Source organism: Ruegeria sp. SCP11, assembly GCF_040329455.1.
GTDB lineage: Bacteria > Pseudomonadota > Alphaproteobacteria > Rhodobacterales > Rhodobacteraceae > Ruegeria > Ruegeria atlantica_E.
Map to the genome: position 1 here is coordinate 1 of NZ_JBDZYG010000010.1, position 23,509 is coordinate 23,509.

23 protein-coding genes and 1 pseudogene are annotated in these 23,509 nt (G+C 57.5%); 9 read left to right on the top strand and 15 right to left on the bottom strand.

The window, feature by feature from the left end:
* The 3 genes and pseudogenes from glyA to ABLN94_RS15775 form a co-directional block, all read left to right on the top strand.
* Window positions 1-394 (top strand): annotated as a pseudogene (gene glyA / locus ABLN94_RS15765) (serine hydroxymethyltransferase); the annotation flags it as partial.
* 17 nt (window positions 395-411) lie between these two features.
* Window positions 412-1,389 carry an HpcH/HpaI aldolase/citrate lyase family protein gene (locus ABLN94_RS15770; RefSeq protein ID WP_352993955.1) on the top strand — a complete coding sequence of 326 codons (978 nt, stop codon included), beginning with the start codon at window positions 412-414 and terminating at the stop codon, window positions 1,387-1,389.
* A gap of 415 nt (window positions 1,390-1,804) precedes the next feature.
* Window positions 1,805-2,287 (top strand): MarR family winged helix-turn-helix transcriptional regulator, encoded by a 483-nt coding sequence (locus ABLN94_RS15775; RefSeq protein ID WP_352993957.1) that lies wholly within the window; start codon window positions 1,805-1,807, stop codon window positions 2,285-2,287.
* 45 nt (window positions 2,288-2,332) lie between these two features.
* On the opposite strand, the gene fahA is transcribed toward ABLN94_RS15775, so the two are convergent.
* From fahA to ABLN94_RS15845, 14 genes are all read right to left on the bottom strand, one after another.
* Entirely contained in the window at window positions 2,333-3,583 is a 1,251-nt protein-coding gene (fahA, locus tag ABLN94_RS15780) for a fumarylacetoacetase (RefSeq protein ID WP_352993960.1), read from the bottom strand.
* A 10-nt stretch (window positions 3,584-3,593) separates the two neighbouring features.
* A complete protein-coding gene (gene maiA / locus ABLN94_RS15785; protein ID WP_352993963.1) occupies window positions 3,594-4,226 on the bottom strand; it encodes a maleylacetoacetate isomerase in 633 nt (210 codons plus the stop codon).
* Between the two features lie 89 nt (window positions 4,227-4,315).
* On the bottom strand, window positions 4,316-4,861 hold the full coding sequence (locus ABLN94_RS15790) for a VOC family protein (protein WP_352993965.1): 546 nt from the start codon (window positions 4,859-4,861) through the stop codon (window positions 4,316-4,318).
* A 37-nt stretch (window positions 4,862-4,898) separates the two neighbouring features.
* Window positions 4,899-6,215: a TRAP transporter large permease gene (locus tag ABLN94_RS15795; RefSeq protein WP_352993968.1), complete on the bottom strand. Its 1,317-nt coding sequence runs from the start codon at window positions 6,213-6,215 to the stop codon at window positions 4,899-4,901.
* The gene (locus ABLN94_RS15800) at window positions 6,212-6,760 is read right to left on the bottom strand and encodes a TRAP transporter small permease (protein ID WP_352993971.1); all 549 of its coding nucleotides are present in this window, start codon (window positions 6,758-6,760) and stop codon (window positions 6,212-6,214) included. Before ABLN94_RS15800 ends, ABLN94_RS15795 begins: the two co-directional genes overlap by 4 nt.
* A gap of 3 nt (window positions 6,761-6,763) precedes the next feature.
* A complete protein-coding gene (locus tag ABLN94_RS15805) occupies window positions 6,764-7,798 on the bottom strand; it encodes a TRAP transporter substrate-binding protein (RefSeq protein ID WP_352993974.1) in 1,035 nt (344 codons plus the stop codon).
* Window positions 7,799-7,816: 18 nt separating this feature from the next.
* Window positions 7,817-8,005 carry a DUF2783 domain-containing protein gene (locus ABLN94_RS15810; protein WP_352993976.1) on the bottom strand — a complete coding sequence of 63 codons (189 nt, stop codon included), beginning with the start codon at window positions 8,003-8,005 and terminating at the stop codon, window positions 7,817-7,819.
* Window positions 8,006-8,010: 5 nt separating this feature from the next.
* Window positions 8,011-9,633 (bottom strand): FAD-dependent oxidoreductase, encoded by a 1,623-nt coding sequence (locus tag ABLN94_RS15815; protein WP_352993979.1) that lies wholly within the window; start codon window positions 9,631-9,633, stop codon window positions 8,011-8,013.
* Between the two features lie 70 nt (window positions 9,634-9,703).
* The gene (locus ABLN94_RS15820; protein ID WP_352993982.1) at window positions 9,704-10,654 is read right to left on the bottom strand and encodes an MBL fold metallo-hydrolase; all 951 of its coding nucleotides are present in this window, start codon (window positions 10,652-10,654) and stop codon (window positions 9,704-9,706) included.
* 484 nt (window positions 10,655-11,138) lie between these two features.
* Entirely contained in the window at window positions 11,139-12,371 is a 1,233-nt protein-coding gene (locus ABLN94_RS15825; RefSeq protein WP_352993985.1) for a Tm-1-like ATP-binding domain-containing protein, read from the bottom strand.
* A gap of 20 nt (window positions 12,372-12,391) precedes the next feature.
* Window positions 12,392-13,876, bottom strand: a complete 1,485-nt coding sequence (locus ABLN94_RS15830) for an aldehyde dehydrogenase (RefSeq protein WP_352993988.1) — start codon at window positions 13,874-13,876, stop codon at window positions 12,392-12,394.
* Between the two features lie 5 nt (window positions 13,877-13,881).
* The gene (locus ABLN94_RS15835) at window positions 13,882-15,402 is read right to left on the bottom strand and encodes a tripartite tricarboxylate transporter permease (RefSeq protein ID WP_352993992.1); all 1,521 of its coding nucleotides are present in this window, start codon (window positions 15,400-15,402) and stop codon (window positions 13,882-13,884) included.
* 7 nt (window positions 15,403-15,409) lie between these two features.
* The gene (locus ABLN94_RS15840; protein WP_352993995.1) at window positions 15,410-15,949 is read right to left on the bottom strand and encodes a tripartite tricarboxylate transporter TctB family protein; all 540 of its coding nucleotides are present in this window, start codon (window positions 15,947-15,949) and stop codon (window positions 15,410-15,412) included.
* A 56-nt stretch (window positions 15,950-16,005) separates the two neighbouring features.
* On the bottom strand, window positions 16,006-16,935 hold the full coding sequence (locus ABLN94_RS15845) for a tripartite tricarboxylate transporter substrate binding protein (RefSeq protein ID WP_352993998.1): 930 nt from the start codon (window positions 16,933-16,935) through the stop codon (window positions 16,006-16,008).
* A gap of 107 nt (window positions 16,936-17,042) precedes the next feature.
* Between ABLN94_RS15845 and ABLN94_RS15850 the strand changes: the two genes are divergently transcribed.
* Complete coding sequence (locus ABLN94_RS15850) at window positions 17,043-17,822, top strand: IclR family transcriptional regulator (RefSeq protein ID WP_352994001.1); 780 nt, start codon at window positions 17,043-17,045, stop codon at window positions 17,820-17,822.
* A 34-nt stretch (window positions 17,823-17,856) separates the two neighbouring features.
* Entirely contained in the window at window positions 17,857-19,209 is a 1,353-nt protein-coding gene (locus ABLN94_RS15855; RefSeq protein WP_352994003.1) for an aminotransferase class III-fold pyridoxal phosphate-dependent enzyme, read from the top strand.
* Between the two features lie 36 nt (window positions 19,210-19,245).
* Here the strand turns inward: ABLN94_RS15855 and hpaR are convergent, their stop codons facing one another.
* Window positions 19,246-19,686 (bottom strand): homoprotocatechuate degradation operon regulator HpaR, encoded by a 441-nt coding sequence (hpaR, locus tag ABLN94_RS15860; RefSeq protein ID WP_352994006.1) that lies wholly within the window; start codon window positions 19,684-19,686, stop codon window positions 19,246-19,248.
* A gap of 105 nt (window positions 19,687-19,791) precedes the next feature.
* Here hpaR and ABLN94_RS15865 point away from each other — a divergent pair, with 105 nt between their 5' ends.
* Genes ABLN94_RS15865 through hpaD (ABLN94_RS15880) form a run of 4 tightly spaced genes read left to right on the top strand, consistent with a single transcriptional unit; the run spans window position 19,792 to window position 23,503 of the window.
* Window positions 19,792-20,190, top strand: coding sequence for a 5-carboxymethyl-2-hydroxymuconate isomerase (locus ABLN94_RS15865; RefSeq protein ID WP_352994008.1), 399 nt, complete (start codon window positions 19,792-19,794; stop codon window positions 20,188-20,190).
* Window positions 20,191-20,193: 3 nt separating this feature from the next.
* Window positions 20,194-21,705, top strand: a complete 1,512-nt coding sequence (gene hpaE, locus ABLN94_RS15870) for a 5-carboxymethyl-2-hydroxymuconate semialdehyde dehydrogenase (RefSeq protein WP_352994011.1) — start codon at window positions 20,194-20,196, stop codon at window positions 21,703-21,705.
* Between the two features lie 56 nt (window positions 21,706-21,761).
* The gene (gene hpaD / locus ABLN94_RS15875) at window positions 21,762-22,616 is read left to right on the top strand and encodes a 3,4-dihydroxyphenylacetate 2,3-dioxygenase (protein WP_352994013.1); all 855 of its coding nucleotides are present in this window, start codon (window positions 21,762-21,764) and stop codon (window positions 22,614-22,616) included.
* A 44-nt stretch (window positions 22,617-22,660) separates the two neighbouring features.
* Window positions 22,661-23,503 (top strand): 3,4-dihydroxyphenylacetate 2,3-dioxygenase, encoded by an 843-nt coding sequence (gene hpaD / locus ABLN94_RS15880; RefSeq protein ID WP_352994015.1) that lies wholly within the window; start codon window positions 22,661-22,663, stop codon window positions 23,501-23,503.
* The last annotated feature ends 6 nt before the right edge of the window (window positions 23,504-23,509 follow it).

Here is a 23,509-nt window from a genome sequence, read left to right on the forward strand (position 1 = left end):
GCAGGCGCTGTCGGATCAACTGATCAAAGGTGGTCTGGACACCGTGACCCACGGCACCGACACCCATGTGGTGCTGGTCGACCTGCGCCCCAAAGGCGTCAAGGGCAACGCCACCGAGAAGGCCCTGGGCCGCGCGCATATCACCTGCAACAAGAACGGTGTGCCGTTTGACCCGGAAAAACCAACCATCACCAGCGGCATCCGCCTGGGCTCGCCCGCCGGCACCACCCGCGGCTTTGGCGAGGTCGAATTCCGCCAGATCGCCGACTGGATCATCGAGGTTGTCGACGGCCTGGCCGCCAATGGCGAAGACGGCAACGGCGCGGTCGAAGCCAAGGTCAAGGCCGAGGTCGCAGACCTCTGCGCCAAATTCCCGATCTACCCAAACCTGTAAGTTGAAGGACCCGAACCATGAGCTTTCACTCCATTGAACAAGCCCCAGCCCGCCTGAACCGCAGTGAACTGGCCGTTCCGGGCAGCCAGCCCGGTATGTTCGAAAAGGCGGCCACGTCTGATGTGGATGTCATCTTTCTCGACCTGGAAGACGCGGTCGCGCCGGACGAAAAAGAGCAGGCGCGCAAGAACATCATCGAAGCGCTGAACGACATCGACTGGGGCAACAAAACCATGTCGGTGCGGATCAACGGTCTGGACACCCACTATATGTACCGCGATGTCGTGGATGTGGTCGAACAGGCCGGTGAGCGTCTGGACCTGATCATGATCCCCAAAGTCGGCACTGCCGCGGATGTCTATGCCGTCGATATGCTGGTGACCCAGATCGAGGACGCCAAGGGCTACAAGAAGCGGATCGGTTTTGAGCACATCATTGAAACCGCGCTGGGTATGCAGAATGTCAGCGAAATCGCGGCGGCCTCGAAGCGCAACGAAAGCCTGCATTTTGGCGTTGCCGATTACGCCGCTTCGACCCGCGCTCGAACCACGATCATCGGCGGCGTGAACCCCGATTATTCGGTTCTGACCGATGCGGATGTGGATGGCGGACGCATGACCCACTGGGGCGACATGTGGCATTATGCGCTGGCACGTATGGTGGTTGCCGCCCGCGCAAACGGTCTGCGCCCGATTGATGGTCCGTTTGGCGACTTCCAGGACCCGGACGGCTATCGTGCCGCAGCTAAACGTGCAGCGGTACTGGGGTGTGAAGGCAAATGGGCGATCCACCCCAGCCAGATCGCGCTGGCGAACGAAGTGATGTCGCCGTCGGATGCTGAGGTCAACAAGGCTCAGCGCATTCTTGTTGCCATGGCCGAGGCTGAAGCGGCAGGTAAGGGGGCTGTATCTCTGGACGGTCGCCTGATCGACTATGCCTCAATCCGTCAGGCAGAGGTTTTGGTGGAAAAAGCGGGTCAGATCGCTGCGGCCTAAACCGGTTGAATCTGCAAAACAGAAATTGCGAGGGCATGACGTCCTCGCAATTTTTTTGAGCGGTTAGTCGCAATGGGGCTGTCGCAATGTTTTTACGCGACAATCCGAAGAGAAATCTTCATGTGAGTGGTTCCCGTACTTTGGCAATTGCCATCCGTGACCAAATTCTATGCCGGCGCGCTAGATTTAAACGGACTAACCCACAACATTGGGTGGCATCGAAGTTGCACAGCTGATCGAAAGAGCCGGTTTGGAGTCGGATATTGCCCATTAAAGCTGGTTTCGAAGCTAGCCTTCCAATACAGCAGTTTCCATCCGTCTTCATACTTCAGAGAAGTTTTCGACAAAGTCCACTAGCTATCATGCTGGACTCACTCTGTGAATCGTTCACCGCATTTGTGAATCAACACCGACTTTGAACAAACATATCGTTGCAGATGCAACGATATTGGCTTATTCTACATTTAACATGCAACTCGATTCATTTTTTCCATACCGATTGGCTGTGGCGTCCGAAGCTTTCTCAAGAAATCTGACGGATGTCTATGAGCGCGAATTGGGCCTTTCGCGTGAAGAATGGCGATTGCTGTTTCTTCTGGCAAACGCTGAAAGTATGACGTCGCTGGATCTCGCCCGTCGAACAACACTAGACAAAGTCCAAGTCAGCCGGGCTGCTAAGCGACTTGGTGAAAAGGGACTTATTGTTCGCGAGATCCCAGATGAGGATCGTAGAATTCGGGTATATCGGTGTACGCCGGAAGGGTTTCGACAGTTCAGGCATTTACAGCCGAAGGTTCAGGAACGTGCCAATCGTATGCTCAATGCAATGAGCCCCGAGGATCGCGAAGCGCTGGAACAAGGTATTTCAGCGCTTTTGAAAGTCGCCAAATCCGACTGATACAGAGGGCAGAGACCTAAAAGACCTCTGCCCTTTTAGTTTCTCTCACTGCTGATCGATGGCCGCAAGCAACTTGCCAGTGCATGGTCCGAACCCGATTCGATAGTCGTCGCCGCGCGCTGCACCGCGCAGGGTTAGCGTATCTCCGTCTTCAAGAAAGCTGCGTGTTTCGCCACTGTCCAGCGTCAGCGGTTCTTTACCACCCCAGCTAAGTTCCAGAAGGCTGCCGCGGTTTTCCTTTTCCGGACCGGAAATCGTGCCTGAGCCAAGCAAATCACCCACCCGCATCGGGCAGCCGCTGGTGGTGTGGTGCGCTAGCTGTTGGGCGGCGGAATAGTACATCTCGTTGTAGTTGGTGCGCGCGATAATCGTTTCCGAGGCACCGTCTGGTGTTAGTCCTACCTCAAGCGCGATGTCATAGAGCATGGGGCCGGGTTCTTGCAGATAAGGGAGCAGTTCCTTTTCGCGCTCGGGCGTAGAGGTGCGGAAGGGCTCCAGCGCTGCTTTGGTCACGATCCACGGGCTGATCGTCGTTGCGGTAGCTTTAGCTTGAAACGGGCCAAGGGGCTGATACTCCCAAGCCTGAATGTCGCGCGCGGACCAGTCGTTCAGAAGGACATAGCCGAAGATCATGTCATCTGCTTGCTGAACGGAGACGGGGCCGTTCGAAGGTTGCCCAACGATCGCACCCATCTCCAATTCCAGATCAAACCGCCGGGACGGCGCAAAGATCGGAGCATCCATATCCGGGCTTTTGAGCTGACCCCAAGGGCGGCGCACGTCAGTGCCGCTGACCACGACCGAGGACGCGCGACCGTTATAACCGATCGGGATATGCAACCAGTTGGGGGGCAGGGCATTTTCAGGGCCACGGAACATCGTGCCGACGTTGAACGCATGATTGCGGCCCGCGTAGAAATCCGTGTACTCGGCGACGTCAAACGGCAATGCCATCGTGACGGACGCCATCGGGACAAGGTAAGCGGCCAGTTCGTCCTGACGGGAAGAGCCAGCGGCCAGTGCGTCAATCAGATTGGCACGGAAATCAACCCACACCTGAGCGCCAAGCGCCATGAAGCCATTCCAAGAACCACTTGAAAAAACTGCAGCGCCGGGCAGATCAAATTTATTGTCCGCCTCCATCTGAGTGGCGTCGAGGATCTTGTCTCCGATGGCCACACCACAGTGCAGCGCGCCTGCTTCGGTTCTGAAAACGCCGTATGGCAGGTTGTTGAGCGGAAAATCGGTCGTGGCGGAGTTCGCGCTTTCGACCCAAGAGGGAAGGAGTTTCGTCATATTTTCACCTTTAAGCCGCGTCGGGCTGGTTTTCGGGGCGCGCATCGTTGAACGCTGTGAGAGAAAGCGCGCGTTCCTCGATCTCGAGAAGGCGGGAGAAGGGGCTCAAATCAACGCCCCAGCGATGCGCGTTGTAAAGCTGAGCAACAAGGCAGATGTCGGCGAGGTCGGGGGTGTCCCCAAAGCTGAATGTCGTGCCTTCGGGTAACAAGGCCTGATAGGCGGCAAACCCTTCGGTCATCCAATGGCGGAACCAGGCAAGCTGGCCCTCAGTCGTGAGGCCCATATGGGCCTTGAGATAGGCCATGACCTTCAGGTTGTTCACCGGGTGAATGTCCATCGCGATGGTCTGTGCGGCAGCCTGAACGCGAGCGCGCTGCAGCGGGTCTGCCGGTAGTAGCCTGGGCTCGGGCGCAATGGCGTCCAGATATTCGATGATCGCAAGAGACTGGGTCAGGAGAGTGCCATCCCCAAGGTCAAGGGTCGGAACACCCCTGCCGGGATTGAGGGCGGTGTAATCGGGCGCGCTTTGTTCTCCAGCGACCAGATTAACCGGGATGGTCTCATAGCTGAGACCTTTGAGATTCAGGGCAACTCTGACCCTGTATGAGGTCGTAGAGCGCCAATAAGAGTAGAGTTTCATGACCTCACCCAGTAGTTCTTAGCGTATTGCCGAAACCCGTCGGCAATCAGGTCCCGCGCCGGATCGGAAACCCGGCGCGGGGCCGTGCGTCAGGCTTTTTTGTTTAGCTCTTTGGCATGCAGCCAATCTGCGTGTTTCGGTGCTTTCTTGGTTTTCGACCAATCTTCGAGCATCAGCCATTTCACTTCGTCCATCCGCGCCAGCATCGCCTCTTCCTCTGGGTCGGGGCAGGCCAGCTCAATACGGTGACCGGAGGGGTCGAAGAAATAGATCGAGTGGAAGATCGAATGGTCGGTCACCCCAAGGACTTCGACGCCGTTAGCCTCGAGATGCTCTTTGAACTCGATCAGGGTGGTACGGTCTTTGACTTTGAAGGCGATGTGCTGCACCCAGATCGGAGTATTCGGGTCGCGGCCCATCTCAGGCTTGGTCGGCAATTCGAAGAATGCCAGAACATTGCCGTCGCCTGCATCCAGGAACAGATGCATGTAGGGATCCGGCTCGTGGGTCGAGGGCACGTGGTCCTCTGCAATGGCCAGAATGAAATCCATGTTCAGCATCTTGCCGTACCACTCGACGGTTTCCTTGGCGTCTTTGCAGCGATAAGCGACGTGGTGAATTTTCTCGATTTTCATCGTGTCCTCCTTTCCGAAGGGGTTGGGTCAGCGCGGTTCACATCAGTCCCACAAGCCAGAGCGACAGTGAGGGGATCAGGATCAGAAGGGCCAGCCGCAGGATGTCGGCGATCCAGAAGGGCAGAACGCCCTTGAAGATGGTCGCCAGCGACACGTCCTGAAGCACACCTTTGAGAACGAAGACATTCATGCCGACCGGGGGGGTGATCAGGCTGATCTCGGTTGCGACTACGACGACGATGGCGAACCAGATCAGTGCGTTTTCGGGGTCGAGCAGCAGTTCGTTGGCAAACTCCAACTCGAACATTAGCGGGTAAAAGACCGGTACCGTCAGCAGGATCATCGACAGGCTTTCCAGCACGCAGCCGAGTATCATGTAAACTAAGATGATGAACACGATTACGGCCCAGACCGGCATTTCGTTGTCGATCACAAAGCTTGAGAGTGCGTCAGGCAGTCCGGCGAAGTTGATGAAATTGGTAAACAGCTCGGCCCCGATGATGACGGCAAAGATCATCGCTGTGGCACGGATGGAATCCATTGTGGCGGCGAAAAACCCGCTCCAGGTCATCGACCGCAAGGCCACGGCGATCAGCACCGAGGCGCCAGCGCCCATGCCTGCAGCTTCGGTCGGCGTGAAGAACCCGCCATAGATTCCGGTCATGATGAACAGGAACAGGCCGAGCACGCAGAAGACGCCAACCAGATCGGTTCGGCTCATCGGTTCGGTGTTCTCTTCCTCGGGCGCGAGGGCAGGGTTCACGCGAACCGCGACCATGACCGCGCCGAGGTACAGCACCACTCCGATGATGCCCGGAATAATCCCGGCGATGAACAGTTTGGCGATATTGGTCTCGGTCAACAGGCCATAGATGATCAGGATCACCGAGGGTGGGATCAGGATGCCCAGCGTGCCACCCGCCGCGATGGATCCGGTGGCCAGCCGGTCATCATAGCCAAACTTGCGCATCGAGGGCATCGCGACCTTGGACATGGTCGCAGCCGTTGCTAGCGAGGACCCGCACACAGCAGAGAAGCCACCGCAAGAGAAGACCGATGCCATGGCGAGGCCGCCGCGCAGCTTGCCGAACAGCCGGTCGGCGCCTGCAAACAGGCCATGCGCCACACCGGATCCCGCCAATACGTTGCCCATGAAGATAAAGAGAGGAATGACCGACAGGCTGTAGGACAGCGCGGTGTCGAATGCCACTTGGCCGGTCATCGCCCAGGCGGGTTCCCAGCCGCGCATATAGGCAAATCCGAACCCGCCAACCGCCGCCATGGCAAAGGCAATCGGCACCCGCAACAGGATCAGCCCCAGCAGGACGGCAAAACCGATCAGCGACTCAATCATGGCAAAGCCTCCGGGGGTGTTTTGTCGGTGTCGCGCTCTTTCGGCGGTTGCAAACCGCGCAGAAAGGCAATGAATGCTGAGACCATGCAGGAAATGCCTGCCAGATAACCAAAGGGTGCCAGCGGAACCTCTAGCGCGTTACTGACCGCGCCGTCATGGGCTGCCTTGGCGGCATGGGTAAACAGTCGCCAAGAGAAGGTGGCCAGAAGGGCCGCAGAAAACAGCCCGGCAAATGCCGAAAGTAGCCGTTGGGTATGCTTGCCGAGGATCATGTTCAGCAAGTCGACCTCAATATGTTCGCGACGTTCCGTTGTCAGCGGCAGCGCCAGAAAAACCAGGGCTGCGAGCAGAATTTCCGTGAGTTCGAATGCGCCAGAAAGTGGTGCATTCAGAAAGTAACGCCCGATCACATCCACACAGGTGATGAGAATGAGGCAGAACAGGATCAGAGCGGCGCCGGCACCAAGCGTCCTGTCAAGCAGCAGCCCGATATCCAGCCCCTCTTCCGGGGGCTGGTCGGGGAAACGATGGCGAAGCCGCTCCATGGATCAGAAGTCCACGCCAGCCTGCTTGCGCAGTTCTTGCAAGGCTGCTGCACCGTCATAGCCATCTGCCGAGATTGCTTCGGACCACGCTGTTTCGGCGTTTGCGGCCTGAGACTTGATCGCATCAACCACAGCGGCCGGCGCGTCATAGACTTCGATCCCGGCCTTTTCAGCGGCCGCGCTGCCTTTTTCGTCGGCACCGACCCAGGCTTCACCCACCAGTGCAGCAAAAGCCTCGCCCGAGATCCCTTCGATTGCTGCCTGGTCTTCTGGCGAAATCTCGTTCCACTTCCCCTCGTTCATGACCATGAACCAGGTTGTGTTGTAGAGACCGCCGGGCACCGTCATGGTGTATTTGACGTCTTCGGTCAGTTTGAATGCGGCCAGGGCATCATAGGGGAAGGTCACTCCGTCAATAACGCCGCGCGAAAGTTTCTCATAGACCTCGCCCGACGACATGAAGAGCGTCGTTGAGCCCATACCGGACATAAGATCGGAAATGTAGCCGCCTGGAACGCGGATCTTCAGGCCGGCAAAATCATCGGCGGTTTCGATCTTGCGGACATTGTTGTGCAACATGCCCGGGCCATGCACAAAAAGCCCCAGAAGCTTGGTGCCTTCATGCTCTTTCTGAGCTTCCAGCGGGCCGGAATAAACGTTCCAGAACGCCTTGGAGCCTGCCACAGCATCGTCACCGATAAAAGAGAACTGGCCGATCCGAGAACGGGCGAAACGGTCGTCTGTGGTGAAGGAATGCAGACCGTAAGTGATGTCGGCAATACCTTCGGATGCCATATCGTAATGGGCGGGTGGCGGGCCAAGCGGTTTGGCCAGAACTCGGACCGTCACGCGGCCGTCAGTGACTTCTTCAACCTGCTTTGCCCAGGGTTTGATTGCGCCCGTCACGATCGGGTGGCGCGGCGGCAGCCAGCTGGACAGAGCGAGCGTGGTTTCGGCCATCGCGGTCGATGCGAAAGAGAGTGCGATGGTTGTGGCGCCAACGCAGGCAAGGGCGCGAGCTTTAAGGTTCAAATTCATAGTATCCTCCCTAAAAAGTTAGTATCCAGCAGCTTTGATCGCTTCGCTCAGAACTGAGCGCTTGCCGATGTGATTGGCCAGAACCAGGATCAGGCGGGCGTTCAATGCATCGCTTTCATCTTTCTCCAGCCCTTCGTGGGCGGCCAGAAGTTCAGCATAGAAGTCGTCGACGCCATCGATGTTCGGGGTCAAAATCAAGTCAGTCATGAGGTTTACTCCTTGCCGACGGCGCGTCGGATCGAAGCGCGGATTGCATTTTCGTCAAAGCCGGGGCGTCGGGCCGCCACGTGCTGATCCGGGCGGACCAGGTAAACCGCGCTTTCAGCCTCGCCCAGGTAGCGCTTTTTCAGCGCACCGGTTTTGTCATCCTTGACCGAAAGGGCCAGCCGGGTGACCTGAACACCGTCTTCCTCGATCATGTCAGGAGCATCGGCGTCGATGGTCAAAAGGATGAATTTGTCACCCAGCTTGGACAGAAGGAAATCGTCACCCAGCGGAACATCCGGGCAAACTGAGCCGGGGCGTGATCGGGCGGGGCCGTTCAAGGCATCTGCCGAGTTAAGCGGTGAGCCATCATAGGTGCAGGGCACTGACAGACGCCCGGAATTCACCATGGGGCGCGCAAACTCGTACTTCTCGGACAGGGACAGCACGGCGTCGCGCAAAATGCGGCTCGTTTCGGACTTTGGGGTGATGAAATCGGTCGAACGGGTCGAATTCAGGATGTTCTCATCTGCGCCGTGGATGCGCTCAAAGTCGTATGTTTCCAGTAGGCTTTCAGGCGCTTCACCGCGCATCACCATGCCCAGTTTCCAGCCGAGGTTGTCGACATCCTGCATGCCCGAGTTTGCGCCGCGCGCACCAAAGGGCGACACCTGATGCGCCGCATCCCCGGCGAAGAACACGCGACCGTGGCGGAAACTGTCCATGCGCTTGCACTGGAAGGTATAGATCGAGGACCAGACCAGATTGTATTCGACACCTTCGCCCAGGAACGCGTCGAGGCGGCGGCGGATGTTTTCTTCCTTCATCTCTTCTTTGCGGTCGACATCCCAGCCGATCTGGAAATCCACGCGCCAGACATCATCGGGCTGCTTGTGCAGCAGGGTGGACGCGCCCGATCCATGGGTCGGTTCAAACCAGAACCAGCGTTCGGTCGGGAAGCTGTCGTTCTTCATCTTGATGTCGGCAATCAGGAAGCTGTCCTGAAAGACTTTGCCGGTGAAATCCAGATCCAACATTGTGCGCAGTGGCGACGAGGCACCGTCACACCCGATCAGCCATTCCGCTTCAAGCGTGTAGGGACCGTCCGGCGTCATGATTGACAGGGTGACGTGATCGTCGTGCACTTTGACTGCATCCACTCGGTTTTTGCCGCGGATTTCAATCGGTGCCCCCTGCGATTGCAGTTCCTCGAAACGGTCGAGCTGGTAGCTTTCGTAGTAGGGCTGCTGCATGTTGATGAAGGCGGGGTATTCGTGACCTTCTTCGGGCAACAGGTTGAACTCGAACACCTGGCCATCCTTGTGAAAGACCTTGCCGAGATTCCAGACTACCCCTTTATCGACCATCGGTTTGCCGCATCCATAGCGGCCTGCAACCTCAAGGCAGCGTTTGGCGAAACAGATCGCGCGCGATCCCATACCGACGCCTTCGTGGTCGTCCAGTACGAGCGTCGGAATGCCCTGACGCCCAAGATCAAGTGCAGTCGCTACGCCGATCGGGCCACCACCCATCACAACAACCGGGTGTCGCACCGGTGTCGCGGCGTCTTGATCGGTCGATTTCTTATAGGGATAACGCTTGTAGGCAAGCGTGTATCTATCATCGAACATCATTTTTGTCCTCTGGCTGCGCGCGTTTCGATTTGATTGGATACCCGGCCAAAAGGCCGGGCCGGTAGCCTTAGCTCTGCAGGGCTTCCCACATTTCCAGATCACGCTGAGCGGTCCAGATGCGTGGAGTGTCAATACCGCGGGCCTCGTCATAGGCGCGGGCGACATTGAAAGGCAGGCAGTGTTCATAGATCGCGTAGTCGGCGAATTTGGGATCGCATGCTTCGCGTACGGCATCCCATGCTTCTTTCAGTGATCCACCGCGTGCCGCAACCTTAGCTGCGGGACGATAAGTGCTTTCGACAAAATCGCGAGTATTTTCGATGGCAGCATTTACCATGTCCTTGCCGATCAAGGCGTCGCCGCGTCCTGGCGCGATCGCGTCGACGTCGAACCACTTGATATTGTCCAGCGTATCACCCCAATCGTTGAAGTGACCGTCGCCGCAATAGCAAGCCGAGTGATACTCGACGATGTCGCCGGTAAACATGACGTTCTGATCAGGCACATGGATGACGATATCGCCCGCTGTGTGGGCCCGGCCCAGATGCATCAGATCGACCCGGCGATTCCCAAGATAAACAGTCATCGAGTCACTGAACGTGGTGGTGGGCCAGGTCAGACCGGGAATGCTCTCATGGCCTTCGAACAAGCGGGGGAAGCGCTGGAATTCGCTGTCCCAGTCCTCCTTGCCGCGTTCCACGACCATCGCACGCGCCGTGTCGGACATGAGGATTTGCTGTGCGCCGAAAGCACTGGCACCCAGCACGCGAACGGCGTGATAGTGGGTTAGCGCCACGTGGGTGATCGGCTTGTCAGTGACAGATCGCACGCATTCTATCACCTTGTTCGCCAGACGCGGAGTGGCCTGCGCCTCGACAATCATCACGCTGTCATCGCCGATGATCACGCCCGAGTTCGGATCGCCTTCGGCGGTAAAGGCATAAAGACCTTCGCCCACCTCGGTGAACGAGATTTTCTTTTCAGTCATGTCCCCTTGAGACGCGAATGCCTTGGCCATGTGTGTCCTCCAAAGATGCGATACTGCCAGAACTCTGCCGTCTTTACCCAAAGTCAGACAGGTCGTTACATTTGCAACAAATGTCGTTGCATATGAAACGAAAGTCAACACTTAATAACGCAAGTAAACTCAACCTATTGCTTTTACACGATTTCGAAAGACACTAAGGAGCCAACTCAGGAGTTTCTAAATCTCTGCAGCGTAGTAGAAGTCTGATTCTCAGTGCTTCGTTGCGGGCTTTTTGCGCCAGTTTCGAGTGTGCCACCGTTAGGTTCGCAAGTTCGCTGACAGCTATGCCGACATTCGCAGCAAGTTCCGTCATATGTTTCGGCTGGTTATTCGGTGCGCGCCGGATGCATATTCACTCGGGTGATTTGCAATCACTTGGTCGCGTGCCAGAATCCGCACGAAACCAAAGGGTTCGAGCTTTGCTGCGGATCCGGAGAGAATTTTGTCTGACAAAGAACGGGAAACAAGGTTGTTGTCAGGTTTTGACTGTCCCGTCCGCAACCCATTCGTCAAACTGCGCTAGCACTGCGTCACAAAACGCAGCATCGTTTATATGAACGTCCAACTCGGTCATCGGTACCCGTCCTGGCATGACTTTGCGGGCCTCATCTACCATATCGGCCAGCGCTGCCGGATCATGCGCCTCTTCACCTTCCTTGTCCCAGGCCTCGACTCCCTGAATAGGCAAGAAGAAATGCACCGGCCCGGTTGCAGCCTCCAGCCGGTTGGCCAGTTCCCGGATCCAAGCGCGGCGCTCGTCGCCGTTGAAGACCGAGCTTTTGATCAGCCGATTGTGCTCATGAAACGGTCTGTCGGCGTATTGTTCGGGAATGTCCTGCCAGCCCGCGAAATCCAGTAGGTCCAGCGCGCCCGGAGCGACCATCTGGGGGCTGCCCGCTCGTCCGGCATTGGTCACGCGGTCCTGGCCGCTGGACACGACCGAGCCTGCCATCAGGTTGCCGAACTCCTGCATGCAGAAATCCATTACACAGGCAAAGGCACCTTCGCCTGCCAGCTTCTCGAACGCCATGCCGCCCATGCCGGTTGAATGGAACACGGCCACTTCGAAGCCACGCTTTTCCAGTGCCGGTTTCAGCGTCTTCATGTAACGCAGGCAGGACGAGCCAAGACTGGTCATCCCGATCAGCGGCCTGCTTCGATTTGGCGCGATGGCGGCCTTGGCCGCGCCGACGACCGCCCCGGCGGCTTGGGCCAGCGAGGATTGGCAGATCGAGTTCATGCCGTAAAGACCACCTGCCCACAGGATCATCTGGATGTCCGGCGCCAAACGTTGCGGCGGGATTAGCGGCGAAAAGCTGACCGTCGATACGATGTATTTCGGTACGCCCATTGGCAGGGCCTGCGCACAGTCCAGCGCCAGATCGGTACCCATAGTGCCGCCGGTGGCCAACATCCCATCGAACCGGCCTTCGGCATAGGACTGCGCCACCACTTTAGCGGCGCCTGCCGCCATCACGCGGAAGGCCTTGTTTTCGTCGCCCTGTGCGATGACCTCTTCAATGGTCATGCCACCAGCGGCCGCCACGTCGTGTTTCGAAATATCCGTTGGCGTTTGAGGGTCACCTAGAACCGAAACATCCATGGTCAGAACGTCCGCACCCTGCGCCCGGATGGCATCCTCGATAAATCGCATCTCGGGGTCTTTGGTGTCGTAAGTGCCGATCAGCAGGATTGTTTTTGTGGTCATGATGCCCTCCCGTTCACGGATCAGAGTTTGATCCAGGCCGTTTTCAGATCGAAGTACTTTTCCAACGCATGCAAGGATTTGTCATGCCCGTTGCCCGATTGGCCGACGCCGCCCAACGGTACGGTCAGATCAGCCCCGCCATATGTGTTCACATGCACCACGCCGGTTTTTATCCCTGCAACCATGCGATGTGCGCGGCTGAGATTCGAGGTCCAGACACCGCCCGCCAAACCGTAGACGGTTGCATTGGCCAGACGGATCGCCTCGCCTTCGTTCTTGAACGGGGTGACGGCCAGAACCGGTCCAAAAACCTCGTTCTGGAACAGGTTGTCGGTCTCTTTCACATCCGCCATTACGGTAGGGGCCATATAGTAACCCCCGGTTTCGGTCAGTATTCGGTCGCCGCCAGTGCGGCGTTCAGCCCCTTCGGCTTCGGCTTTGGAAACGAAGTCCAGATTTGCCTCCAGTTCGGTCAGGCTGTGGACCGCACCGATCTGGCTGTTCAGGTCAAGCGGGTCTCCGACGCGGAAGGCCTCAGCGTGGCGCGATACTTCTGCAACGAAATCTTCGTAGATATCTTCCTGCACCAGCAGCCGGGATCCCGCGACGCAAACCTGACCTGAGTTTCGGAATATCCCCGCCGCCGAAACTTTGGCAGCTTCGGCTAGATCAGGTGCGTCGTTAAAGACGATATTGGCGGATTTGCCGCCTAACTCCAGATAACAGCGTTTCAAGTTCGACCGCGCTGAGTATTCCAACAGCTGCCGCCCTGTCGCGCCTGATCCGGTAAACACCATAATGTCCACATCCATCGACAGCGCCAGCGCTTCACCCACGACCGAGCCTCGCCCGGTCACCACGTTCAACACCCCGTCGGGCACCCCGGCCTCAGCAGCCAGCTCCGCAATCTTCAGCAGACTAAGCGACGCACTTTCTGCTGGTTTCAACACAACGGAATTGCCTGCCGCCAGCGCTGGAGCGATCTTCCAACTGCCGATCATCAGGGGGAAATTCCACGGAACAATTGCCCCCACGACACCAACCGGAGCGTGATGAACAAGGCCCAGAACGTCATGGCCCGTCGGTGCAACCTGACCGTAAATCTTGTCGATAGCTTCGGCATAATAGCGGAAAGTGGCTGCCGCCGAGAGAGCTTCGGCCTTGTAGGCCATATTGATCTCGGTCCCATTGTCTCGCACGCCCAGAACGGCGATTTCCAAAGCGCGTGCCTCGATCAGATCGGCCAATTTCAACAGCACTTTCTTGCGTCTCGCCGGAGCCATGCGTGACCAGCGGCCATCTTCAAAAGCTACCCGCGCTGCTTGCACGGCCGCATTGACGTCTACTGGGCTGCCCTCGGCGATGAGGGCCAGAGGCTGGCCGTCGATCGGTGACAACACCTGATGTTGCGCGCCCGTCTCTCCGGCGTGGAACGCGCCGTTGATGAAATGGCCGCGCGGGGTAATCTCCTGCGCGCGCAGCGTGTCAATCGCGGACTGATCCATGAGAGCTATCCTTGCTGAGTTGTGTCTTCGTCGAGAACGGGCTGCGGCTTGATGCGTTCCTTGTGCTCCTGCACCAGCGTACGGATATGCAGCAGGATGATGCCCAGGATCATGACAAACAGGATCGCGGCGATCGGCCGGTCGATGAAATCAAGTGGTGTTTTCACCCGTGCCATGGCGCTGCGCAGCTTGACCTCCATGATACCGCCCAGAACCATGCCAAGAATGATCGGCACAATCGGCAGGTTCAGGCGCTTCAGGATCAGGCCGAAGACGCCAAACCCGGCTGCAATCGCACAATCAGTGACCGAGTTACGCAGACTGAACACGCCGACAAACGATAGGGTCAGGATCATGATGCCCAGAAAGCGCGTCGGGATCTGGATGATCTTCAGCAGCAGGTTGGTCGAGAACAGCAGGAACACCAATACGATCACGTTCAATAGGATCAGCGACATGTAAAGCGCCATGACGAAATCCAGTTGATCGGCAAACAGCTGCGGGCCAGGGATCACGTTGTGAACATAGAAGACCGACAGCATCATCGCGGTCAGCGCTTCACCAGGAATACCTAGTGCCAGCAGAGGGATCATCGCCGCACCGGGTACGGCGTTGTTGGCCGCCTCGGACGCCACCAGCCCCTCGGGCGAGCCATCACCGAACTTGTCGGGGTCTTTCGATGTCTTTTGCGCGTAGGTGTAAGACAGGAACTGCGAGGTGAACTCGCCCGTGCCCGGCACCATCCCCATGATCACGCCCAGCGATGAAGAAACGGTGGCAACACGTTTCAGGCCGAGCAGTTCCTTGAGTCCGGCAAAGATGTTGCCGCGCACGTGGGCTTCTCCCGGTGCGTGTTCCTTGTCGATCAGTAGCAGCAAGGCCTGACTGATCGCGAACAGGCCCAGAACCACAACGATCAGATCCACGCCTGAGGACAGCCAGGTTTGATCAAAGGTAAAGCGCTTGGTGTATTTGACCGGCTCCAAGCCGACAGTGCTGAGGAAGATGCCAAAAAAGGCCAGCATCGCGGCCGAGAAAGTCTGACCGCGATGGGCCAGGATTACCAATAGGACGCCCATGAAAGCGGCAAGGAATATCTCGCGGCTGCCGAAATGCGGAGCGACCCAAGCGAGCACCGGTGACAGGACAATCAGGCAGATGATTGAGAACACGCCACCGAAGAATGACGCGGAATAGGCCAGCGACAGCGCTCGATGGCCCTCGCCCCGTTTGGTCATGGGATAGCCGTCATATGTGGTCAGTGCGTTTACCGCGGTGCCGGGTGTGTTGATCAGAATGGCCGGGATCGCGCCGCCATACATGGATGAGCCGTAGATGCCCAGCAACAGGGTCAGACCGACAATGGGTTCGAAAGCAAAGGTGGCGGGCAGCAGGATCGCAATGGCCACTGCGGCGCCGACACCGGGCAGCGCCCCGATGATTACGCCACCGACCGAGCCGATGATAAGCGCAACAAGGACTTGCCATTGGGCCAGAATTGCAAAGCCGGAAATCAGATTGTCCATGCCGACCTCACAGATAGGTCAGCGCGAAAACGCGCACAGAGTCAGGCAGATATTCGTACATCCTGCCTGCCGGTATGTTGACCTGTAAGAGTGCCCGAAACACGACGGCGACGACCGCTCCAAATGCAAGGGCAATGCTAATGGCGCCGGGTGTTTGGAAGCCGGTACGCACGGCCAATAAGGCAGCAAACAACATAGTCGAGGGCAGGTAGCCCAGCCACGGCACTGCGACTACGTAAATCAAGAAGTAGATGACGTATTCCAGAGAATTCAGCCAGAAGGCGAGTTCTCTCCAACGTCCAGGGATGCGGGGGGATAGAAACGAGCCCAGCAAATGAAAGCCGGAGAATATCACCATGCCCCAAATGGCCACTGTTGGCCACAACGCCGGCTGCGCAAACCATTTGGTACGTTTGACCGCCTGGGTTTCGGTCCCCAATTTGCTAAGCAGAAACAGCGCGAACGCAAAGAAAAAAGTGGCAAAGACGATGTCGCCGGGGCGGCGATACCTTCTGAACATGTCCTGAAGTGTTTTTGCAATCATCATGTCCCTCCCCGACATGCAACAGGGCGCAGGTAACCTGCCTGCGCCCCGTCAGGTGCTTATTCGCCCAGAATCTTTTCGATTGTTGCGAAAGAAGCCTTATCCTGTTCGATTTGCGCGTTCGAAGCATCCGGATCCTGCCAGTAGATCAGCGCTCCGGTTTCCTCGGCAAGCTGTTTGGCCGTGTCCGATTGCAGCGCCTTTTGGGCCGCAGCGGTGATCTTTTCGCGTGCCTCGGGTGGCGTATCCTTGTGAACGAACAAGCCGTTCCACAATGCCAGCGGCAGGTCCGGGTTGATCTCAACGACCGTGGGGGTATCCGGAACCAGTGAAATCCGTTCGCCACCGATGCTGGCCAGTACGTTCACCTGATCGAGACAGGGCAGAACGAGCTGCAGAGTTGTATTGATCACATCCACGTCACCTGACGCCAGCGTGTTGCAGTCCAGCGCATCGAATGCTGCTTCGCTTGCAAAGTCGAAGCCGCTGCTGACTGCGGCCGCAAAGGTGACCTGAGTGGGTGGCAAGACCGATCCGAAGTGGCCAAGCGCCACATCGTTTTCTTTGCCGTGTTCCACCAGTTCTTCCCAGTTCGAGAACGGCGCATCTTTGCTGGATGCGATCACGAAGGGATAGGTTAGGAATATCCCGATGGGATCGAATGGGTTCGGATTGAGTTCGGGTATTCCGATTTCTGGTCCAATAACCGGAACGCCAATTACGAATGAGCCGATGGTGTAGCCATCGCCCGGAGCGGTCGCGACCTCGACCGCGCCTGGGAACGGGCCGCCGCCGCCACCTGGCTTGTTCACCACTGCAGCTGGCACGCCGTACATGGCCTGAAACTCGTCCGCAATCATACGCGTCAGCACGTCTTCCAAATCACCCGGAGGCCATGGAACAACAAAGGTTACAGGTTTCTCAGGATACTCCGCCAGTGCAGTTGTAGCTGACGCGACAAAGGCGGCGGTTGTAAGGAATTTCTTCATTGACACCTCCCGTGGTGGTTCAATACTTGAACCGAGTTAGCAATATTAATGTTGCTTTGTTAAGTGCATTCTGTCAAGTATTACCTAAGCGAGAGGACGTAAAACACATGGGTACCGCACTTAAAGCCCTAAAAATGCTGGATTTATTTTCAAGCTCGCAGCCGGAAATTGGCCTGAGTCACATTGCGCGCCTGTCCGGTTCGAACAAGGCAACCACCCTTCGGCACCTGCGCGCGCTGGAAGAATTCGGGCTGATCGAGCAGAATCCGCAAACCAAATCCTACTCTATCGGGCCAGCGGCCCTGCGGCTCGCGGCGCTTCGGGAAATCGCCCGCCCCGGTCTGGAGGGTGCCCGGCAGAAAATGCAGACGGCTATGCAGGAGGTTGGCGAAAGCCTGCATCTGACGCTTCTGGAAAAAGATACTCTGCAAACCGCGCTGGTGGTTGAGACCACAAAGCACAGCGTGCGCGTCAGCCTGGACCCCAGCGAGATCATTCCAATCAACGCCACCGCCTCCGGCCTGTGCATGTTAAGTTTTGGCCCAGGTTTCCTGCTGGAACGACTGGATACCGATCCGCACAAGCGCTTTACCGAAACCACTCTGACCGATCCCGAGCAAATTCGTGCGCGGGTCACGGATATCAAGCAGGCCGGTTGGGCCAACAGCAATGGCAGCTATGAAGACGGCGTATTCGGTTTTGCTGCCCCGATTTTTGGTATCGACCAGATCGCCATAGGCACCATCGCCATCGCCGTGCCCGAGATTCGCGCCACCAGTGCGCGATTGCCCGAGATTCTAGCTGCACTGAATACCCTCTCGAAGGATCTGACTGCGAATTTTGGCGGCCAGATGCCCGAGGCCTTTCCAACCGAGTTCCTCCCATGACCGATGGGCGGACAAACCTCCGGAGACCCGCGATATGAAAGACTCCAACTTTCTGAAGGAAAACAACGCCCGTTATTTCTGGCAGCCGATGGCGCATCCGGCTGACAGCCAGAAAAACCCGCCGACCATCCTGACCGGAGGTGAAGGGGTCAGCATTATCGACGTTGACGGCCACAAGGCGCTGGATGCCGTGGGTGGGTTGTGGAACGTCAATCTGGGCTATTCCTGCGATCCGGTGAAGCAGGCCATCGCTGACCAGTTGAACGCACTACCTTATTACTCGACCTTTCGCGGCACTAGCAACGACAAGGCCATCGAACTGTCCTATGAATTGGCGCAGTTCTTTGCGCCAGACGGGTTGACCCGCGCCTTCTTTACCTCGGGTGGATCGGACTCGGTCGAGATCGCGCTGAAACTGGCGCGTCAGTATCACAAAGTACGTGGCGAGGCGGGCCGCACCAAGTTCATTAGCCTCAAACAGGGCTATCACGGCACCCATTTCGCCGCCGCTTCGGTCAACGGCAACCAGAAGTTCCGTTCCGCCTACGAACCGATGATGCCCGGCTGTTTCCACATTCCGGCCCCGTGGACATATCGCAACCCGTTCGATGAGACCGACCCTGAGCGTCTGGCGCAACTCTGTGTCAAAGCTCTGGAGGCCGAGATCGCGTTCCAAGGTGCGAACACTGTCGCCGCTTTCATCATGGAACCTGTTCTGGGGGCAGGGGGTGTGATCCCGCCGCACAAGAGCTTCATGCCGATGGTGCGCGAGGTCTGCTCGAAACACGGTGTTCTGCTGATCTCGGATGAGATCATCACAGCCTTCGGCCGCACCGGTAGTGAAAGCGGTGCGCGGCATTGGGGTGTGCAGCCGGATATCATGACCACTGCCAAGGCCATTACCAATGGATACTTCCCTTTCGGTGCAGCGATGATCTCGGGTGAAGTGGCCGAAGTGTTCGAAAATGATACCACCGGCCAGGCGTCGGTCGATCAGGGTTACACCTATTCAGGACATCCGGTTGGTGCGGCGGCTGCATTGGCAGCTCTGTCGGAAATCAACCGTCTGCGTGTCTGGGAAAACGCTGCCGCGCGGGGCGATGAGCTTTATGCCGGCCTTCAGAAACTGGCCGAGGAATACGACGTGATCGGAGACGTACGCGGTGGCGAGGGATTGATGTGCGCGCTCGAGTTGGTCTCGGATAGCGCCACCAAGGCCCCGATTGCCAAACATTTGCCGCTGCAGGTGCAAAAGGCGGCGTATGAAGATGGTGTGATGGTTCGCGTGTCCGGCAACAACATCATCTTGTCGCCGCCGCTGATCATCACCTCTGATGACGTGGTCAAAATCCTGTCCGCGTTGGATACCGGGCTGGCGACTCTTTAACTACCGCTCACCTGGCCTCGTCCGGTTTGGGCGGGGTCAGACTTTGACCGCCTGCAATTCTTCGAGCAGGTCCAGCAAGTTGTCGAGCTTTTCGCGACCCATCTGCGCTTCGATATTGTTGGAAATCGCCAGTGAGGTGGCAAGGTTTTCTTCGAGAATCCGGCGACCCTCATCGGTGATTTGAACCATTGTGCGACGCTTGTCTTGGTTGTCCTGACGGCGGGTGATCTGGCCTTCGGCCTCCATCGTGCGCAGGATGCGGGTAAGGCTGGGCAACAACAGACAGGCCTCGTGCGCGATGGTGCTTTGCTCAACTTCGCCCAACTCGTCCAACACGCGCAGGATACGCCACTTCTGTTCGGTCAATTGAATGCCCTGCAGCATGTCGCGCACGGGGGCCATGACGGTTTCGCGGGCGCGCAGCAACGCAATCGGAAGAGAGCGTGCGGTGCTCTTTGTGTGACTTTGAGTGTTCATGCGGTCTTCTAGAATGCCATTTCTGAAATTGCAAAGATTAACAAAGCAAGCACTTGACAGCGGCGATTTAAAATAGTAAACATGTTAACAAATAAAGGAGGGCGCATGCCACATTTTCACGTCGAATATTCCGGAAATCTGGAAGACAAGATCGACATGGCTGGCCTGTGTGAGTGCATCCGGGCAACTGCGGCTGGTATCGACACCTTTCCAATGCCGGGCATTCGCGTCCGCGCCACGAAGGTCGACCACTACGCCATTGCAGACGGCAATTCCGCGCATGGGTTCATCGACATTTCGATCCGTCTGCGCGCCGGGCGGCCCGACGAGGTTAAACAGAACGCCACTGCCCGTATTTTTGACGTGGTCAAGGCGTATCTGACACCGGCCCTCTTGCAGCATTCCATCGCGCTCTCGCTTGAGATGCGCGACATCGACCCGAACCTTTCGCCCAAGACCGGCACGATCCGGGACCATTTGGCTGCGAATACCCAGGAGACCTGAAGCATGAGCGCACTGGATACAAACATCGATAAACTGGCGGGTTTCTTGGCGCGCTTTAAAGAGACAGGCATCAAGAACCGCATTGCCGGAGAGGATCGCAACGGGGCGGCAGGTGTGTTTCAGTCCACATCACCGGTCGATAAATCGGTGATCTGCGACGTGGCGCATGGCACGGCGGACGACATAGACGCCGCAGCTAAGGCTGCCCACGCCGCCTTTGCCGAATGGCGCGACATGCCCGCCAACGAACGCCGTCGCATTCTGCTGAATGTGGCCGACGCCATTGAGGCGCGCGCCGAGGAAATCGCGCTGTGTGAATGCTGGGACACAGGGCAGACCCTGCGGTTCATGTCCAAGGCAGCGCTGCGCGGGGCAGAGAATTTTCGTTACTTCGCGGATCAGGTTGTGCAGGCGCGCGACGGCCAGCACTTGAAATCGCCGACCCTGATGAACGTTACGACCCGCGTGCCGATTGGTCCAGTGGGCGTGATCACCCCGTGGAACACGCCGTTCATGCTGTCGACCTGGAAGATTGCGCCGGCGTTGGCCGCAGGTTGCACCGTGGTTCACAAGCCGGCAGAGGACAGTCCTCTGTCCGCCCGCCTGCTGGTGGAAATCGCCGAAGAGGCCGGTCTGCCCAAGGGCGTGTTAAACACCGTCAACGGCTTTGGCCCCGACGCCGGCAAAGCGCTGACCGAGCATCCGCTGATCAAGGCCATCGCCTTTGTCGGAGAAAGCCGCACCGGCAGTATTATCACCAAGCAAGGTGCCGACACGCTCAAGCGGATGCATCTGGAACTGGGCGGTAAGAACCCGGTCATCGTGTTCGACGATGCCGATCTGGATCGGGCACTGGATGCGGTGATCTTCATGATCTACTCGATCAACGGCGAACGCTGCACGTCATCCTCGCGTCTGCTGGTACAGGACACCATCAAGGAAGAGTTCGAGGCCAAACTGGTCGAACGTGTGAACAACATCAAGGTCGGCCACCCGCTGGACCCGGCTACCGAGATTGGCCCGTTGGTGACAGAAGAGCACTACAACAAGGTGACCAGCTATTTCGACATCGCTGAAGAGGACGGCGCGACCGTCGCCGCTGGTGGTGTGAAGGTGGGGGAAGAAGGTTATTTCGTGCGCCCGACCCTGTTCACCAACGCCAACAACCAAATGCGTATCGCACGGGAAGAGATATTTGGCCCGGTCCTGACCTCGATCCCGTTCTCTAGCGAGGATGAGGCGCTGGAGATTGCCAACGACACGCCCTATGGCTTGACCGGCTATGTCTGGACCAACGACTTGACCCGAGCACTGCGCTTTACTGACAAGCTTGAGGCTGGGATGATCTGGGTGAATTCGGAAAATGTCCGTCACCTGCCCACGCCGTTTGGTGGCGTCAAAGCATCGGGCATCGGACGTGACGGCGGTGACTGGTCGTTCGAGTTCTATATGGAGCAAAAGCACGTCGGCTTTGCCACCGGTCAGCACAAGATCATGCAACTGGGTAAGCTGTAACAGCCTGCCTCAACAGAATCTGGAAACGCGCATACCTCAACCTCTAGGAGGAGAATATGGGAGAAATCGTTCTCGCAGCCAAAATGACCCATGTGCCGACCATGCTGATGTCCGAGCAGGAAGGCCCGGTCAAAGGCGCGCGTCAAACAGCAATCGACGGGCATCGGGAAATTGCACGGCGCGCAAAGGAATTGGGCGCCGATACGGTGGTGATCTGCGACACGCATTGGGTCGTCAATGCCGGTTTCCACATCAACGCGAACAAGCATTTCGAGGGCCTGTTTACCTCGAATGAATTCCCGCAATTCATCAAGGACCTGCCTTACGAATATGATGGCGACCCGACGCTTGGGGATGCCATTGCCGATATCGCAACGAAAAAGGGCGTACACACGCTCAGCCATCAGGTGGACAGTCTGGAACTGGAATACGGCACCCTTGTTCCGATGCGTTTCATGAGCCGCGAGGCGGACTTCAAGGTGGTATCGATTGCTGCCTGGTGCACCGTTCACAGCCATGAGGAAAGCCGCCTTGTCGGCGAAGCCATCCGCGAGGCGGTGGAGGCCAGCGACAGCAAGGTTCTGCTGGTCGCGTCCGGATCGCTGAGCCACAAAATCTGGCCAAACAAGGATTATGTCGCAAACAATGGTACATTCACCATCAGTTCGGAATTCAACCGCCAGGTGGACCTGCATGTTCTGGATATGTGGCAGGCCGGAGATCACGCGACATTCCTAAAAATGCTGGGCGAGTACGCCAATTTCTGCTGCGGCGAAGGGTCGATGCACGACACTGCCATGCTCTACGGCGCACTGGGATGGGACAGGTATGATGCGAAATGCGAGGTTGTCACCGAATATTTCCCGTCCTCCGGCACCGGACAGACCAACGTAATCTTCCCGGTGACCTGAACGGGCTGACAGGCGCGCAACGCATTTATGGAGAGGAGAGGATCATGGGAAAGATTGTACAGGCTGCGAAGATTACGCACGTGCCAAGTATCTGGATGTCCCACACGATGCCGAAATACAAAGGCATCCGCCAATCTGCCATCGATGGATATGCGCGCCTGCGTCAGGATGCGATTGACCGCAAGGTCGACACCTTCGTCATTTTCGACACGCACTGGATCACCAATCAGGGTTTTCACCTGAACACGAAAGAGCATCACAAGGGCCGTTTTATCAGTCACGAACTGCCGCACATGCTGGCGGATATGGAGTTCGACTATCGCGGTGATCACGAGCTGGGAGAAACCATTCTTGACGTTCTGAGAGAGCGAGGAGAACGTGCCCTTGGCCATTCCCACCCCGATATGGGTATGGAATACGGCACCCTTCTGCCGATGCATTTCATCAATGACGGGGTCAACGCACGCGTCCTGCCGGTCGCGGTCAACCAATTCTCGTCCATTGCCGAAAACCGGGTCTGGGGCGAGGCCATTGCCGAGGGCATCCGGCGGTCCGGGCGCAATGTCTCGATTTTGGCCTCGGGTTCGCTCAGCCATGACTTTTCGCCCAACGAACGTTCACAAGACGGGCTGAACTCGGTCAACGGTGAGTTCAATCGGCAGATGGACCTGCGCGTTCTGGAGCTGTGGGAGCAGGGCCGCTTCGAGGAATTCCTCGAGCTTCTGCCCGACTACGCCAAGAAATGCGCTGGCGAATGCGCCATGAACGACACCGCCCTTCTGTTCGGTGCTCTAGGTTGGGGCAGCTACAATGGCAAGATCGACATCTACACGCCCTATTTCGGAAGCTCCGGCACAGGTCAGGCCAATATCAGCTTTTCGGTCTGAGGCCGG